A 13487-nucleotide genomic window follows, 5' to 3' on the forward strand; every position below is an offset into this window, starting at 1 on the left:
CTCTGGCAGCAATGCTAACCCGCGCTTGATTCCTCACGGCAGGCCAGCCTTTGCCCCGCGGGAGTCATACTGACTAGGGTCGGTTCACGCCGGTAGCGGGCCTCCCGCTGTTTGAAAAAACGTTCGTCGGATTGTCCATCGGAACGGTCGAGCGCCGCGTCATGCTCGTAGCGAATACGCGCGGCATTCGCGCAGCCGCGATCTTGCGCTCGGCCCTTCCGGCGGCCAGCGCAGCCCGCTGTCGGCGTGAACGAGCCCGAGCGCCATGGCGCGCGAGCAGCGTCCGTATAATGAGCGCACCGATGCGGCGCGCGCTGCGCCGCATCGGTTTCTCGTGCCTGCTTCCGTGCTCGTCATGTCCGATCTCGCCGCCCGTCTTGCCTCCGTTCATCGCCGCATCGCCGACGCCGCCCGCGCGGCCGGCCGCGATCCCTCGTCCGTTTCGCTGCTCGCCGTGTCGAAGACCTTCCCCGCCGCCGACGTGCGCGCCGCGCACGCGGCCGGACAGCGCGCGTTCGGCGAAAACTACGTGCAGGAATCGATCGACAAGATCGATGCGCTCGCCGATCTGCGCGCCGATCTCGAATGGCATTTCATCGGGCCGCTGCAATCGAACAAGACGCGCGCGGTCGCCGAGCGCTTCGACTGGGTCCATTCGGTCGACCGGCTGAAGATCGCGCAGCGCCTCGCCGACCAGCGCCCTGCGCACCTGCCGCCGCTGAACGTATGCGTGCAGGTGAACATCAGCGGCGAAGCATCGAAGAGCGGCGTCGCGCCCGCGGACGTCGCCGACGTCGCGCACGCGGTCGCCGCGCTGCCGTCGCTGCGGCTGCGCGGGCTGATGGCGATTCCGGAGCCGGCCGCCGATCCCGACGCGCAGCGTGCGCCGCACCGCGCGCTGCGGGCGCTGTTCGACACGTTGCGCGCGGACGGCCTGCCGCTCGACACGCTGTCGATGGGCATGTCCGCCGATCTCGAGGCGGCCGTGCTCGAAGGCGCGACGATCGTGCGCGTCGGCACCGCGATCTTCGGTGCGCGCGACTATTCGCACTGAGCCGCACTTCCTTTTCCGTTCATCCACTCGCTCAATCGATACCATGAAAATCGCATTCATCGGCGGCGGCAACATGGCCGCGGCCCTGATCGGCGGCCTGATCAAGCGCGGCGTCGCGGCCGACGGGCTGTACGCCGTCGACATCAACGACGAAGTCCGCGCGCGCGCCGCGCGGCAATTCGGCGTGCGCACCGGCGCGGCCGTCGACGCGACGCTCGCCGATTACGACGCGATCGTGCTCGCGGTCAAGCCGCAGGTGCTGAAGGACGTCGCGCAGGCGCTCGCGCCGCATCTGAAAACGCAGCTCGTGATCAGCATCGCGGCCGGCATCCGCGGCGCGGATCTCGCGCGCTGGCTCGGCGGCTATGCGCGCGTCGTGCGCACGATGCCGAACACGCCGGCGCTCGTCGGCATGGGCGTCACGGGCCTCGCCGCGCTGCCGGGCGTCGACGCGGCCGGACGCGAACTCGCGTCGAACGTGCTCGGCGCGGTCGGCGACATCGTGTGGTTCGACGACGAATCGCAGCTCGATGCGGTGACGGCGATCTCGGGCAGCGGCCCCGCGTACGTGTTCTATTTCATCGAAGCGCTGCAGGAAGCCGCGCGCCGGCTCGGAATGAACGACGAACAAGGTCGCGCGCTCGCGGTCGCGACGTTCGCGGGCGCCGCGCAGCTCGCCGCGCAATCGGGCGAACCGGCGAGCGTGCTGCGCGAGCGCGTGACGTCGAAGGGCGGCACGACGGCCGCCGCGCTCGCATCGTTCGACGCGCAGGGTGTGAAGGAAGCGATCGTGCGCGGCGCGCTCGCGGCCGAGGCGCGCGCGAAGGAAATGGGCGACGAGCTCGGGCGCGCGTAAGCGCCGGCACGCTGCGGCGGCCGGCGGCGCGGCGACCGTGCCGCCGCTTTTCCCGCCCATCAACGAAAAGGCGGCTCGATGAAGCCGCCTTTTTTCGTCGACATGCGCGCCGCGCTCAGCTGGCCGCGAACAGATAATGCGCGGCGATCCCCGCGAACAGCGCGCCGCCGAGCCAGTTGTTGTGGCGGAACGCGGCGAAGCACGGCATGCGCTCGCGATCCTTGATCAGCGTGTAGTGATACAGCGCGCAGCCGGCTGCCGCCGCCCAGCCGACCCAGTACACCGGGCCGAATCGGAGCGTCATGCCGACCCACACGTAGATGCCGAGCATCGCCGCGTAGCACGCCATCACCGCGGCGACGTCGAAGCGGCCGAACGTCAGCGCCGACGTGCGGATGCCGATCTTGATGTCGTCGTCGCGGTCGACCATCGCGTATTCGGTGTCGTATGCGACCGACCAGAACACGTTCGCGATCAGCATCACCCATGCGAGCGGCGGCACCGTGTCCTGCACGGCCGCGAACGCCATCGGGATGCCGAAGCCGAACGCGATGCCGAGATACGCCTGCGGAATCGCGAAGAAGCGCTTCATGAACGGATACGAGCCGGCGACGAACAGCGCGACGACCGACAGCTCCTTCGTCAGCGTGTTGAGCGGCAGGATCAGCAAAAACGCGATGAACGACAGCACCGCCGCGATCGCGACGGCTTCCCATGCGCGGATCTTGCCCGACGTCAGCGGCCGGTCGGCCGTGCGCTTCACGTGGCGGTCGAAATCGCGGTCCGCGTAATCGTTCATCGCGCAGCCGGCCGAGCGCATCAGCAGCGTGCCGAGCACGAAGATCACAAAGAGCGGCCAGCGCGGATGGCCGTCCGATGCGATCCACAGCGCGTTGAGCGTCGGCCACAGCAGCAGCAGGCTGCCGATCGGCTTGTCCATTCGGACGAGCCGCAAATAGAGGGGAAAGCGGGCAAGCATCGCGAAGCACCGGGGAGATAACCCCGGCATTTTAGAGCCGCGCGGTGCTCCGCGTCATGTCGGGGCGGCCCGCACGCGACAAGCGGTAGTCGATGGACCGCGAGCGGCGTGCAGCCGCGCTGCGGCGCACGCCGCTCTGGGGGACGGAGTCGATCGCGACCGGCTCTACCGCGGCCGGCCGCGCAACGCGGCCGGGAGCCGCGGCGTGCAGCGCGTTACGCGAGCAGCGAGCGCAGCATCCACGCGGTCTTCTCGTGCGTCTGCAGCCGCTGCGTCAGCAGGTCGGCGGTCGGCTCGTCGCTCGCCGCGTCCGCGATCGGGAAGATTTCGCGCGCGGTGCGCACGACCGCCTCGTGCCCTTCGACGAGCTGGCGGATCATCTCTTCGGCGGCCGGCACGCCGTCAGCTTCCGGCACCGACGACAGTCGCGCGAACTCCGCGAACGTGCCGGGCGCGACGACGCCGAGCGTGCGGATCCGCTCCGCGACCGAATCGACCGCGAGCCACAGCTCGTTGTACTGCTCCTCGAACATCAGGTGCAGCGTGTTGAACATCGGACCCGTGACGTTCCAGTGGAAGTTGTGGGTCTTCAGATACAGCGAAAACGTATCGGCGAGCAGGCGCGACAGGCCGTCCGCGATCTTCTTGCGGTCCTTGTCGCTGATGCCGATGTTGATTTGCGTGGCATTGCCTTTCTTGGCCATCTTCGGGGCTCCTCATTCGAAATGTTGAACCGAAAAATGCGTCGAGCAATCCGCGTGCCGCCGGCGCGGCATGGGCTCGCGGCTTGCCAGTGTAGCGTGGTGCGCGAAACGCTGCGCTCACGCCCCGGCGATCGACGCGCCGGCGGCGATCGCGTGCAGCGCGTGTACGGCCAGCACGGCCGCGCCGCCGACGACGATCGCCACGCCGACGAAGCGCCGCACGATCGCAGCCGGCGCGCGCACGGCCGGCGCCGCGAACGCGGCACGCATGTCCAGCATCATCTGCGTCATGGTCGTCACTCCTTCGACAAGCATCGGGACAGGAAACAAACGGCCGGTCGCCCGACCGGCCGTTTCCGTTACTGCATGATCGCCGCGCGCGACGGCGCTCATCGCGCAATCGCGCAGCCGCCGCTCAAGCGAGGTCGAAGCGATCGAGGTTCATCACCTTGTTCCACGCGGCGACGAAATCGCGCACGAACTTCTCTTTCGCGTCGGCGCTGCCGTACACCTCGGCCAGCGCGCGCAGCTGCGAGTGCGAGCCGAACACGAGATCGACACGCGTGCCGGTCCATTTCAGCGCGCCGGTCGCGCGGTCGCGCCCTTCGAACACGTCGTTCGCGCCCGACGCCGGCTTCCATTCGGTGCGCATGTCGAGCAGGTTCACGAAGAAGTCGTTCGTCAGCGCGCCAGGACGGTCGGTAAACACGCCGTGCTTTGCATCGCCGACGTTCGTGCCGAGCACCCGCATCCCGCCGACGAGCACCGTCATCTCCGGTGCGGTCAGCGTCAGCAGCTGCGCCTTGTCGACCAGCAGCGCCTCGGCCGGCGTCTTGTACGCGCGCTTCAGGTAGTTGCGGAAGCCGTCGGCGACCGGTTCGAGCACGGCCATCGCGTCGACGTCGGTCTGCTCCTGCGACGCGTCCATGCGGCCCGGCGCGAACGGCACGGTCACCGTCACGCCCGCGTTCTTCGCGGCCTGCTCGACGCCCGCCGCACCGGCCAGCACGATCAGGTCGGCGAGCGACACCTTCTTGCCGCCCGTCTGCGCGTCGTTGAATGCCTTGCGCACGCCTTCGAGCGTCTCGAGCACCGCCGCGAGTTCGGCCGGACGGTTCACTTCCCAATCCTTCTGCGGCGCGAGACGAATGCGCGCGCCGTTCGCGCCGCCGCGCTTGTCCGAACCGCGGAACGTCGATGCCGACGCCCACGCGGTCGACACGAGCTGCGACACCGTCAGACCCGACGCGAGCACCTTCGCCTTCAGCGCCGCGACGTCGGCGTCGTCGATCAGCGGGTGATCGACGGCCGGAACCGGGTCCTGCCACAGCAGTTCTTCGGCCGGCACTTCGGGGCCGAGGTAGCGGGCGCGCGGGCCCATGTCGCGGTGCGTGAGCTTGAACCATGCGCGCGCGAACGCGTCGGCGAACTGGTCCGGGTTCTCGTAGAAGCGCCGCGAGATCTTCTCGTAGGCCGGATCGAAGCGCAGCGACAGGTCGGTCGTCAGCATCGTCGGGCGGTGCTTCTTCGCCGGATCGAACGCATCGGGAATCACCGCGTCGGCGTCCTTCGCGACCCACTGGTGCGCGCCGGCCGGGCTTTTCGTCAGCTCCCATTCGTAGCTGAACAGGTGCTTGAAGAAATCGTTGCTCCAGCGCGTCGGCGTCGTCGTCCACGTGACTTCGAGGCCGCTCGTGATCGCGTCGGCGCCCTTGCCGGTGCCGTACGTGCTCTGCCAGCCGAGGCCCTGCTGCTCGAGGGCCGCGCCTTCCGGCTCGGGACCGACGTTCGATGCGGGGCCCGCGCCGTGCGTCTTGCCGAACGTATGGCCGCCGGCAATCAGCGCGACGGTCTCTTCGTCGTTCATCGCCATCCGCGCGAACGTCTCGCGAATGTCGCGCGCGGCGGCGACCGGGTCCGGATTGCCGTCCGGGCCTTCCGGATTCACGTAGATCAGCCCCATCTGCACGGCCGCGAGCGGATTCTCCAGCTCGCGGTCGCCCGAGTAGCGGCTGTTCGGGCCGCCGCTCAGTTCCAGCCAGATCTTTTCCGAGCCCCAGTAGACGTCGTCCGGCTCCCACGTGTCGACGCGGCCGCCCGCGTAGCCGAACGGCTTGAAGCCCATCGATTCGAGCGCGACGTTGCCGGTCAGGATCAGCAGGTCGGCCCACGAGATGCTGCGGCCGTATTTCTGCTTGATCGGCCACAGCAGCCGGCGCGCCTTGTCGAGGTTCGCGTTGTCCGGCCAGCTGTTCAGCGGCGCGAAGCGCTGCTGCCCGCCGCCCGCGCCGCCGCGGCCGTCGGCGATCCGGTACGTGCCGGCGCTGTGCCACGCCATCCGGACGAACAGCCCGCCGTAGTGGCCGAAGTCGGCCGGCCACCAGTCCTGCGACGTCGTCATCAGCGCGTGGAGGTCCTTCTTCACCGCCGCGAGGTCCAGCTTCTTGAACGCTTCCGCGTAATCGAAATCCGGGTCCATCGGATCGGACAGCGCCGAATGCCGGTGCAGCACGTTCAGGTTCAGCTGATTCGGCCACCAGTCCTTGTTCGACGTGCCGCTGCCTGCGGCGTGATGGAACGGGCATTGGGTTTCGTTCGACATGCTTTTTTCTCCTTTGCTTGCTCTTATGCCCGCACCGGGCTGGCCCGGCACCGTGCCGGGCGCGGTTCGTAGAGCGTCATTGCGGGGTGGAAACGGAATGGACGGATCCCGGTCGCCCTACGGCGCGTCGCGCGATGGGCAGTGCCGAACGCCGCCGCACAGGCGCTCGCGCAGCCGGCCGGCACCTGTCGTGCCGTTCGTGCGTGTGGGGTTCCAGCTTTCGGACATGCGATGCTCGCTCATGGCTCGACGACGGAATTCGGGAAAAACAGGACCGGCGCGCGACGACGCTCAGCCGCCGTACACACGGTCCGCCAGATACGCGAACGCGAGCGGGCGCAGGCTGCGCGCCGCGGCCCTGGCGCGATTGACGACCGCTTCGCGCGCCGGAACGTTCCACTGCGCATGCCGCAATATCGACCGCATCATAACATCCTCCTTTGACACTTGCATTCAACGTGCAAATCGGCCGTCGCAATCAACCGATCCATGCGAATGATTCTATTTCAATCTATTGTCGTTCTGAATTTGATAAATTTCATCTATGCAATAGCGAAAAATAAACGGGGCCGCAAAGCCCCGTTTGCACGCACTACGGCACGCACTGCGGCGTCGCACGTCAGTTCATCGTCGTCGGCATGTCGAGCTTCGCGACGCCCGGCAGCTCGCACGCGGCGATCGCTTCGCTGATCGCGTCGATCGCCGGCATCCGCGTGAAGCTCTTGCGCCACACGAGCACGACGCGGCGATCCGGCACCGGCTCGTTGAACGGCACGTACGACAGCAGTTCCGCATCGGGCCCGTTCGCGCGCGGGCCGATCTCGGCGACCGACATCCGCGGCAGCACGGTGATGCCGACGCCGCTCGCGACCATATGGCGGATCGTCTCGAGCGACGAGCCCTCGAAGGTCTTCTGGATCCCGTCGGCCGTCTGCGAGAAGCGCATCAGCTCCGGACACACGCCGAGCACGTGATCGCGGAAACAATGGCCGTTGCCGAGCAGCAGCATGGTTTCCTGCTTCAGGTCTTCGGCGTCGATCTCGCGCCGCTTCTCCCACGGATGGCCGGCCGGCAACGCGACGACGAACGGCTCGTCGTACAGCGGGCGCACCATCAGCCCGGTTTCGGGGAACGGCAGCGCCATGATCGCCGCGTCGATCTCGCCTTGCTTCAGCAGTTCGAGCAGCTTCAGCGTGTAGTTCTCCTGCAGCATCAGCGGCATCTGCGGCACGCGCTGGATCATCTGCTTGACGAGCGTCGGCAGCAGGTACGGCCCGATCGTGTAGATCACGCCGAGCCGGAACGGACCGACGAGCGGATCCTTGCCCTGCTTCGCGATTTCCTTGATCGCGAACGTCTGCTCGAGCACGCGCTGCGCCTGCGTGACGATCTGGTCGCCGATCGGCGTGACGCTCACTTCACTCGCGCCGCGCTCGAAAATCTGCACGTTCAGTTCGTCTTCGAGCTTCTTGATCGCCACCGACAGCGTCGGCTGGCTCACGAAGCATGCTTCGGCCGCGCGGCCGAAATGCCGCTCGCGCGCAACGGCGACGATGTATTTCAATTCAGTCAGCGTCATTGTGGGTCAATCACATGTATAGAGGCGATAGGTTTAATTTATACACCCTCTGACGCCGGTTCGCCAAGTTTCTGCGCGTCGGAATGCGTGCGCGGCCGCTTTGGATCCGGCCCCAGACGGCGCTCAGGCCTTCAGGTACTGCTCGCGCGCGCCGAGCCAGCGCGCGAGATGCTGCGTGACGACGTCCGGATACGCGGCGATCAGCCGCGCGGCGGCTTCGCGCGCCGGCTCGATCAGCCAGCCGTCCGTCTCGAGATTCGCGAAGCGCAGCATCGCCGCGCCCGACTGCCGCGCGCCGAGGAATTCGCCGGGGCCGCGGATTTCGAGATCGCGCCGCGCGATCTCGAAACCGTCGGTCGTCTCGCGCATCGTCTTCAGCCGTTCGCGGCCGGCGATCGACAACGGCCCGGAGTACAGCAGCACGCACACCGACGCGGCGGTGCCGCGGCCGACGCGCCCGCGCAACTGGTGCAGCTGCGCGAGGCCGAAGCGCTCCGCGTGCTCGATCACCATCAGCGACGCGTTCGGCACGTCCACGCCGACCTCGATCACCGTCGTCGCGACGAGCAGCTGCACGTCGTTGCGCGTGAACGCGTCCATCACCGCCGCCTTGTCGGCCGGCGACAGCCGGCCGTGCACGAGCCCGACCTTCAGCTCGGGCAGCGCAGCGGCGAGCGTCTCGTAAGTCTCGACGGCCGTCTGCAGCTGCAGCGTCTCGCTTTCCTCGATCAGCGGGCACACCCAGTACACCTGGCGCCCCGTCAGCGCAGCCTCGCGCACGCGCGCGATCACTTCGTCGCGGCGCGCGTCGCCGACCACGCGCGTGAGCACCGGCGTGCGGCCCGGCGGCAGTTCGTCGATCGTCGATACGTCGAGATCCGCGTAGTACGTCATCGCGAGCGTGCGCGGAATCGGCGTGGCCGACATCATCAGCTGGTGCGGCTGAAAATCGCGCGCGCCGTTCGCCGCGTTCGCGGCCTTCGCGCGCAGCGCGAGGCGCTGCTCGACGCCGAAACGATGCTGCTCGTCGACGATCACGAGGCCGAGCCGCGCGAATTCGACCGTGTCCTGGATGATCGCGTGCGTGCCGATTACGAGCTGCGCGGTGCCGAGCGCGGCCGCCTCGATCGCCGCGCGCTTTTCCTTCGCCTTCAGGCTGCCCGCGAGCCACGCAACCGACACGCCGAGCGGCTCGAGCCATGCGCGCAGCTTGCGCGCGTGCTGCTCGGCGAGGATTTCGGTCGGCGCCATCAGCGCGGCCTGGTAGCCGGCGTCGATCGCCTGCGCGGCCGCGAGCGCCGCGACGACCGTCTTGCCGCTGCCGACGTCGCCCTGCAGCAGGCGCTGCATCGGATGCGGCAGCGTGAGGTCGTGCGCGATCTCGTCGACCACGCGCGCTTGCGCGCCGGTCAGCTTGAACGGCAGCGCCGCGTACAGCCGTGTGGTCAGCGCATCGGCATCGGCCGCCGCGCGGCGCGGCATCGCGGGCGCCGCGCGCGTGCGGCGCTCCTCGTGCGCGCGCTTGAGCGACAGTTGCTGCGCGAGCAGCTCCTCGAACTTGATGCGCGTCCATGCCGGATGCGAGCCGTCCATCAGCGCGGCCTCGTCGGCATCGACGCCCGGGTGATGCAGCATGCGCACCGCCTGCGCGAGCGACGGCACGCCGAGCGGCTGCAGGTACGCGCGATCGATCTCGGGCGGCAGCAGCTCGGGCAGCGGCGTGCGCTCGAGCGCGTTGTCGATCGCCTTGCGCAGATACGCCTGCGACACGCCGGCCGTGCTCGGATACACGGGCGTCAGCACCTGCGGCAGCGGCGCATCGGCTTCGACGACGCGCACCGCCGGATGCACCATCTCCATCCCGAAGAAGCCGCCGCGCACGTCGCCGCGCACGCGCAGCCGCTGGCCGACCGCCATCTGCTTGACCTGCGACCCGTAGAAATTGAGGAAGCGCAGCACGAGCTGCTCGCCGTCGTCGTCGCGGATCTTCACGACGAGCTGCCGGCGCGGCCGGTACGCGACCTCGTTGTCGATCACGACGCCTTCCGTCTGCGCGACGCCGCCGGGCAGCAGCTCGCCGATCGGCGTGAGCGTCGTCTCGTCCTCGTAGCGCATCGGCAGATGCAGCACGAGATCGATCGAGCGCGTGAGACCGAGCTTCGCGAGCTTGTCGGCGGTTTTCAGCGGTTTGTCGGCGGCGGCCTTCTTCGTGCGCTTCTTGCCCGACGCGCCGGTGTCGCTCGCCCTTTCGTCGCTCGCTTCGGCGCGCGGCTCGCGTTCGTCCGCATCGGACGCGGCCGCGGCAGGCTGCGCGAGCCGCCCGTCGGCGCCGCGCTTCGGCGCGACCCGGCGCGTCGAAGCCGCCTGCGCACGTGCGTTCGGCGGTTCCGCGTGTGCGCCCGCGCCGCGCGCGGACGGCGCAACGTCGGCCGCGTCGAACGGATCGAGCGGGTCGGCGGAATCGGCAACGACGGCGGCGGAACGGCGTGGTGACACAGGCATCGGATCGTCAGGGTGCTTCGCAAGTACAATAGCGGCTTTCACGTCGTCCGAACGAACGACGCCGGCCAGGCCGCGCATCCCGCCATCATAGCGGCTCGCGCGCCCCATTTACGCGTTTCCGCCGTGCCGGCGGCGCCCGCCGGCCGCTTCGAACCACTCCGCATGTTCACGCTTTCCGATTTCGATTTCAATCTGCCGCCCGAGCTGATTGCGCAAACCGCGCTGCCCGAGCGGACCGCGAGCCGGCTGCTCGACGTCGATCCCGCGGTCGAGCCCGCGCGCCTCGTCGATCGCCGTTTCGCCGAACTGCCGTCGTGCATCGCGCGCGGCGACCTGCTCGTGTTCAACGATACCAAGGTGCTGAAGGCGCGCTTCTTCGGCCAGAAGGCCAGCGGCGGCAAGATCGAGGTGCTGGTCGAGCGCGTGACCGGCACGCATACGGCGCTCGCGCAGATCCGCGCGAGCAAGTCGCCGGGCGCCGGCACCACGCTGCGCCTCGCGGACGCATTCGACGTGACGGTCGGCGAGCGCGTCGAGCCGTTCTTCACGCTGTACTTTCCGCAACCGTGTCTCGATCTGATCGAGCGGTACGGCCGCCTGCCGCTGCCGCCGTACATCGAGCACGATCCCGACGCGACCGACGAGACGCGCTACCAGACCGTCTATGCGAGCAATCCGGGCGCGGTCGCCGCGCCGACGGCCGGGCTGCACTTCGACGAGCCGCTGCTCGCGAAGCTCGACGCGATGGGCGTCGAGCGCGCGACGCTGACGCTGCACGTCGGTGCGGGCACGTTCCAGCCGGTGCGCGTCGAGAACATCGCCGAGCACAAGATGCACAGCGAGTGGTACGACCTGCCGCAGTCGCTCGTCGACAAGATCGCGGCGACGCGCGCGCGCGGCGGCAACGTGATCGCGGTCGGCACGACGTCGCTGCGCGCGCTCGAAGCGGCCGCGCGCAGTGCCGACGAAGCGGGCCGCCCGCTCGCGGCGACGCAGGCCGAGACCGACATCTTCATCACGCCCGGCTATCGTTTCCGCGTCGTCGACCGCCTCATTACGAATTTCCATCTGCCGAAGTCGACGCTGATGATGCTGGTGTCCGCGTTCGCCGGGATCGAGACGATCCGCGCCGCGTATCGCCACGCGATCGAACGGCGCTACCGCTTCTTCAGCTACGGCGACGCGATGCTGCTCACGCGGCGCGACACGCCGGAGGCGCCGCCCGCGTAAGCGCGGCCGCCCCTTTTGCCGGCCGCGCGCCACGATGGCGCGCACGCCGCTTTTACCCCGCCGCCGGCATCCCGGCGGCGCTTGCAACATGCACCGGACCTGCCGATCCGGAGCCGGCGCTTCGGCGCACGTCCGGCTCCCGCACAAAGCGCTTTCCGGTGGCAAGGAGAACGACGCGATGACCGAAGGTTCATCCCACGACACGCACGCCCCCGTATACGACCGCCCGGCCGACGGGCTCGAATTCGAACTGCTGACGACGGACGGCAACGCGCGCCGCGGGCGCGTGAAGCTCAATCACGGCGTCGTCGAGACGCCGATCTTCATGCCGGTCGGCACGTACGGCACCGTGAAGGCGATCCAGCCGCGCGAGCTGCACGAGATCAACGCGCAGATCATCCTCGGCAACACGTTTCACCTGTGGCTGCGCCCGGGCCTCGACACGATCGACGCGCACGGCGGCCTGCACGGCTTCATGGGCTGGAACAAGCCGATCCTGACCGATTCGGGCGGCTTCCAGGTGTTCTCGCTCGGCGACCTGCGCAAGATCACCGAGGACGGCGTCACGTTCGCATCGCCGATCAACGGCGACAAGCTGTTCCTGTCGCCGGAAGTGTCGATGCAGATCCAGAAGGTGCTGAACTCGGACATCGTGATGCAGTTCGACGAATGCACGCCGTATGCGACCGACGGCGTGCCGACCACCCACAAGGAAGCGGCCGACTCGATGCGCATGTCGCTGCGCTGGGCGAAGCGCTCGCTCGACGAGTTCGACCGGCTCGGCAACCCGAACGCGCTGTTCGGGATCGTGCAGGGCGGCATGTTCGAGGACCTGCGCGACGAATCGCTCGCGGGCCTGTCCGAGCTCGGCTTTCACGGCCTTGCGATCGGCGGGCTGTCGGTCGGCGAGCCGAAGGAAGACATGATGCGCGTGCTGCGGCACGTCGGCCCGAAGCTGCCGGCGAACAAGCCGCACTACCTGATGGGCGTCGGCACGCCGGAGGATCTCGTCGAAGGCGTCGCGAACGGCGTCGACATGTTCGACTGCGTGATGCCGACCCGCAACGCGCGCAACGGCTGGCTGTTCACGCGCTTCGGCGACGTGAAGATCCGCAACGCGACGCACAAGAATTCGCTGAAGCCGCTCGACCCGAGCTGCACGTGCTACACGTGCAGCAACTTCTCGCGCGGCTATCTGCATCACCTGCACCGCGTCGGCGAAATCCTCGGCGCGCAGCTGAACACGATCCACAACCTGCACTACTACCTGCAGCTGATGAGCGAGATCCGCAGCGCGATCGAGACGCATACGTTCGATGCGTTCCGCCAGCGCTTCGCGGAGGACCGCGCGACAGGCGTCGACTGACGGGACGGCGTGCCGTACGCACGCGATACGGCGCGCGGCGCGGCATGCCGTATGTCGTCCCGTCGCATAAGACCTGTACTAAACCGCGCGTCCGAACTGCCGGTCCGGTCCGCCAAACATTACAATTGCCTTTCCACGCAGTCGCAACGGCACCGGTACGTGCCGCGGTACATGCTTTAACGGCTTGATCCGAAAGCGCATTTGCCGCGCCGTTTGCGCATGGGGCCGGTGGTAGAATAACCGGCTTAATTTTCGATATTCCCCTACGGAGAGACCAACGTGCCGTTCATTTCCAATGCCTTCGCGCAAGGTGCCGGTGGCGCCGAATCGAGCCTGATGAGCTTCCTGCCGCTCATCCTGATGTTCGCCGTGCTCTACTTCATCATGATCCGTCCGCAGATGAAGCGGCAGAAGGAGCACCGCAACATGCTCGCCGCCATGGCCAAGGGCGACGAAGTCGTCACGAGCGGCGGCCTCGTCGGCAAGGTGACGAAGGTCAGCGAAGGCTACATCGGCGTCGAGATCGCCGAGGGTACCGAAATCACCGTGCAGAAGGCAGCCGTCACGACCATTCTGCCGAAGGGCACGATCAAGTCGCTGTAAGCCCAGCACCGC

Annotated in this window: 12 protein-coding genes; 5 read left to right on the top strand and 7 right to left on the bottom strand. The window is 68.1% G+C overall.

All coding sequences use genetic code 11. The features are described 5' to 3' along the window. Window positions 1–355 precede the first annotated feature (355 nt). On the top strand, window positions 356–1054 hold the full coding sequence (locus tag BUB20358_RS24335; protein ID WP_035973421.1) for a YggS family pyridoxal phosphate-dependent enzyme: 699 nt from the start codon (window positions 356–358) through the stop codon (window positions 1052–1054). 43 nt (window positions 1055–1097) lie between these two features. Next, entirely contained in the window at window positions 1098–1910 is an 813-nt protein-coding gene (proC, locus tag BUB20358_RS24340; protein WP_035973018.1) for a pyrroline-5-carboxylate reductase, read from the top strand. A gap of 115 nt (window positions 1911–2025) precedes the next feature. On the opposite strand, the gene ubiA is transcribed toward proC, so the two are convergent. From ubiA to recG, 7 genes are all read right to left on the bottom strand, one after another. Continuing rightward, on the bottom strand, window positions 2026–2889 hold the full coding sequence (gene ubiA, locus BUB20358_RS24345) for a 4-hydroxybenzoate octaprenyltransferase (protein WP_035973019.1): 864 nt from the start codon (window positions 2887–2889) through the stop codon (window positions 2026–2028). A gap of 215 nt (window positions 2890–3104) precedes the next feature. Further along, on the bottom strand, window positions 3105–3593 hold the full coding sequence (gene dpsA / locus BUB20358_RS24350) for a non-specific DNA-binding protein DpsA (RefSeq protein ID WP_006765122.1): 489 nt from the start codon (window positions 3591–3593) through the stop codon (window positions 3105–3107). A gap of 117 nt (window positions 3594–3710) precedes the next feature. Further along, window positions 3711–3884: a hypothetical protein gene (locus tag BUB20358_RS24355; RefSeq protein ID WP_094190630.1), complete on the bottom strand. Its 174-nt coding sequence runs from the start codon at window positions 3882–3884 to the stop codon at window positions 3711–3713. Between the two features lie 124 nt (window positions 3885–4008). Next, on the bottom strand, window positions 4009–6195 hold the full coding sequence (katG, locus tag BUB20358_RS24360; RefSeq protein ID WP_006765123.1) for a catalase/peroxidase HPI: 2187 nt from the start codon (window positions 6193–6195) through the stop codon (window positions 4009–4011). A gap of 291 nt (window positions 6196–6486) precedes the next feature. Beyond that, window positions 6487–6624, bottom strand: coding sequence for a hypothetical protein (locus BUB20358_RS24365; RefSeq protein ID WP_165802999.1), 138 nt, complete (start codon window positions 6622–6624; stop codon window positions 6487–6489). Between the two features lie 190 nt (window positions 6625–6814). Then, window positions 6815–7774 carry a hydrogen peroxide-inducible genes activator gene (locus BUB20358_RS24370; RefSeq protein WP_006765124.1) on the bottom strand — a complete coding sequence of 320 codons (960 nt, stop codon included), beginning with the start codon at window positions 7772–7774 and terminating at the stop codon, window positions 6815–6817. A 123-nt stretch (window positions 7775–7897) separates the two neighbouring features. Continuing rightward, window positions 7898–10276 carry an ATP-dependent DNA helicase RecG gene (gene recG / locus BUB20358_RS24375; RefSeq protein ID WP_006765125.1) on the bottom strand — a complete coding sequence of 793 codons (2379 nt, stop codon included), beginning with the start codon at window positions 10274–10276 and terminating at the stop codon, window positions 7898–7900. Window positions 10277–10438: 162 nt separating this feature from the next. On the opposite strand from recG, the gene queA reads away from it, so the two are divergent. The 3 genes from queA (at window position 10439) to yajC (ending at window position 13475) form a co-directional block, all read left to right on the top strand. After that, the gene (queA, locus tag BUB20358_RS24380) at window positions 10439–11506 is read left to right on the top strand and encodes a tRNA preQ1(34) S-adenosylmethionine ribosyltransferase-isomerase QueA (protein WP_035973021.1); all 1068 of its coding nucleotides are present in this window, start codon (window positions 10439–10441) and stop codon (window positions 11504–11506) included. A 178-nt stretch (window positions 11507–11684) separates the two neighbouring features. Further along, complete coding sequence (gene tgt / locus BUB20358_RS24385) at window positions 11685–12872, top strand: tRNA guanosine(34) transglycosylase Tgt (protein ID WP_006765127.1); 1188 nt, start codon at window positions 11685–11687, stop codon at window positions 12870–12872. 279 nt (window positions 12873–13151) lie between these two features. Further along, window positions 13152–13475: a preprotein translocase subunit YajC gene (gene yajC / locus BUB20358_RS24390; protein WP_006401647.1), complete on the top strand. Its 324-nt coding sequence runs from the start codon at window positions 13152–13154 to the stop codon at window positions 13473–13475. The last annotated feature ends 12 nt before the right edge of the window (window positions 13476–13487 follow it).

The organism is Burkholderia dolosa (genome assembly GCF_902499135.1).
In the GTDB taxonomy this organism is placed as follows: Bacteria; Pseudomonadota; Gammaproteobacteria; order Burkholderiales; family Burkholderiaceae; genus Burkholderia; species Burkholderia dolosa.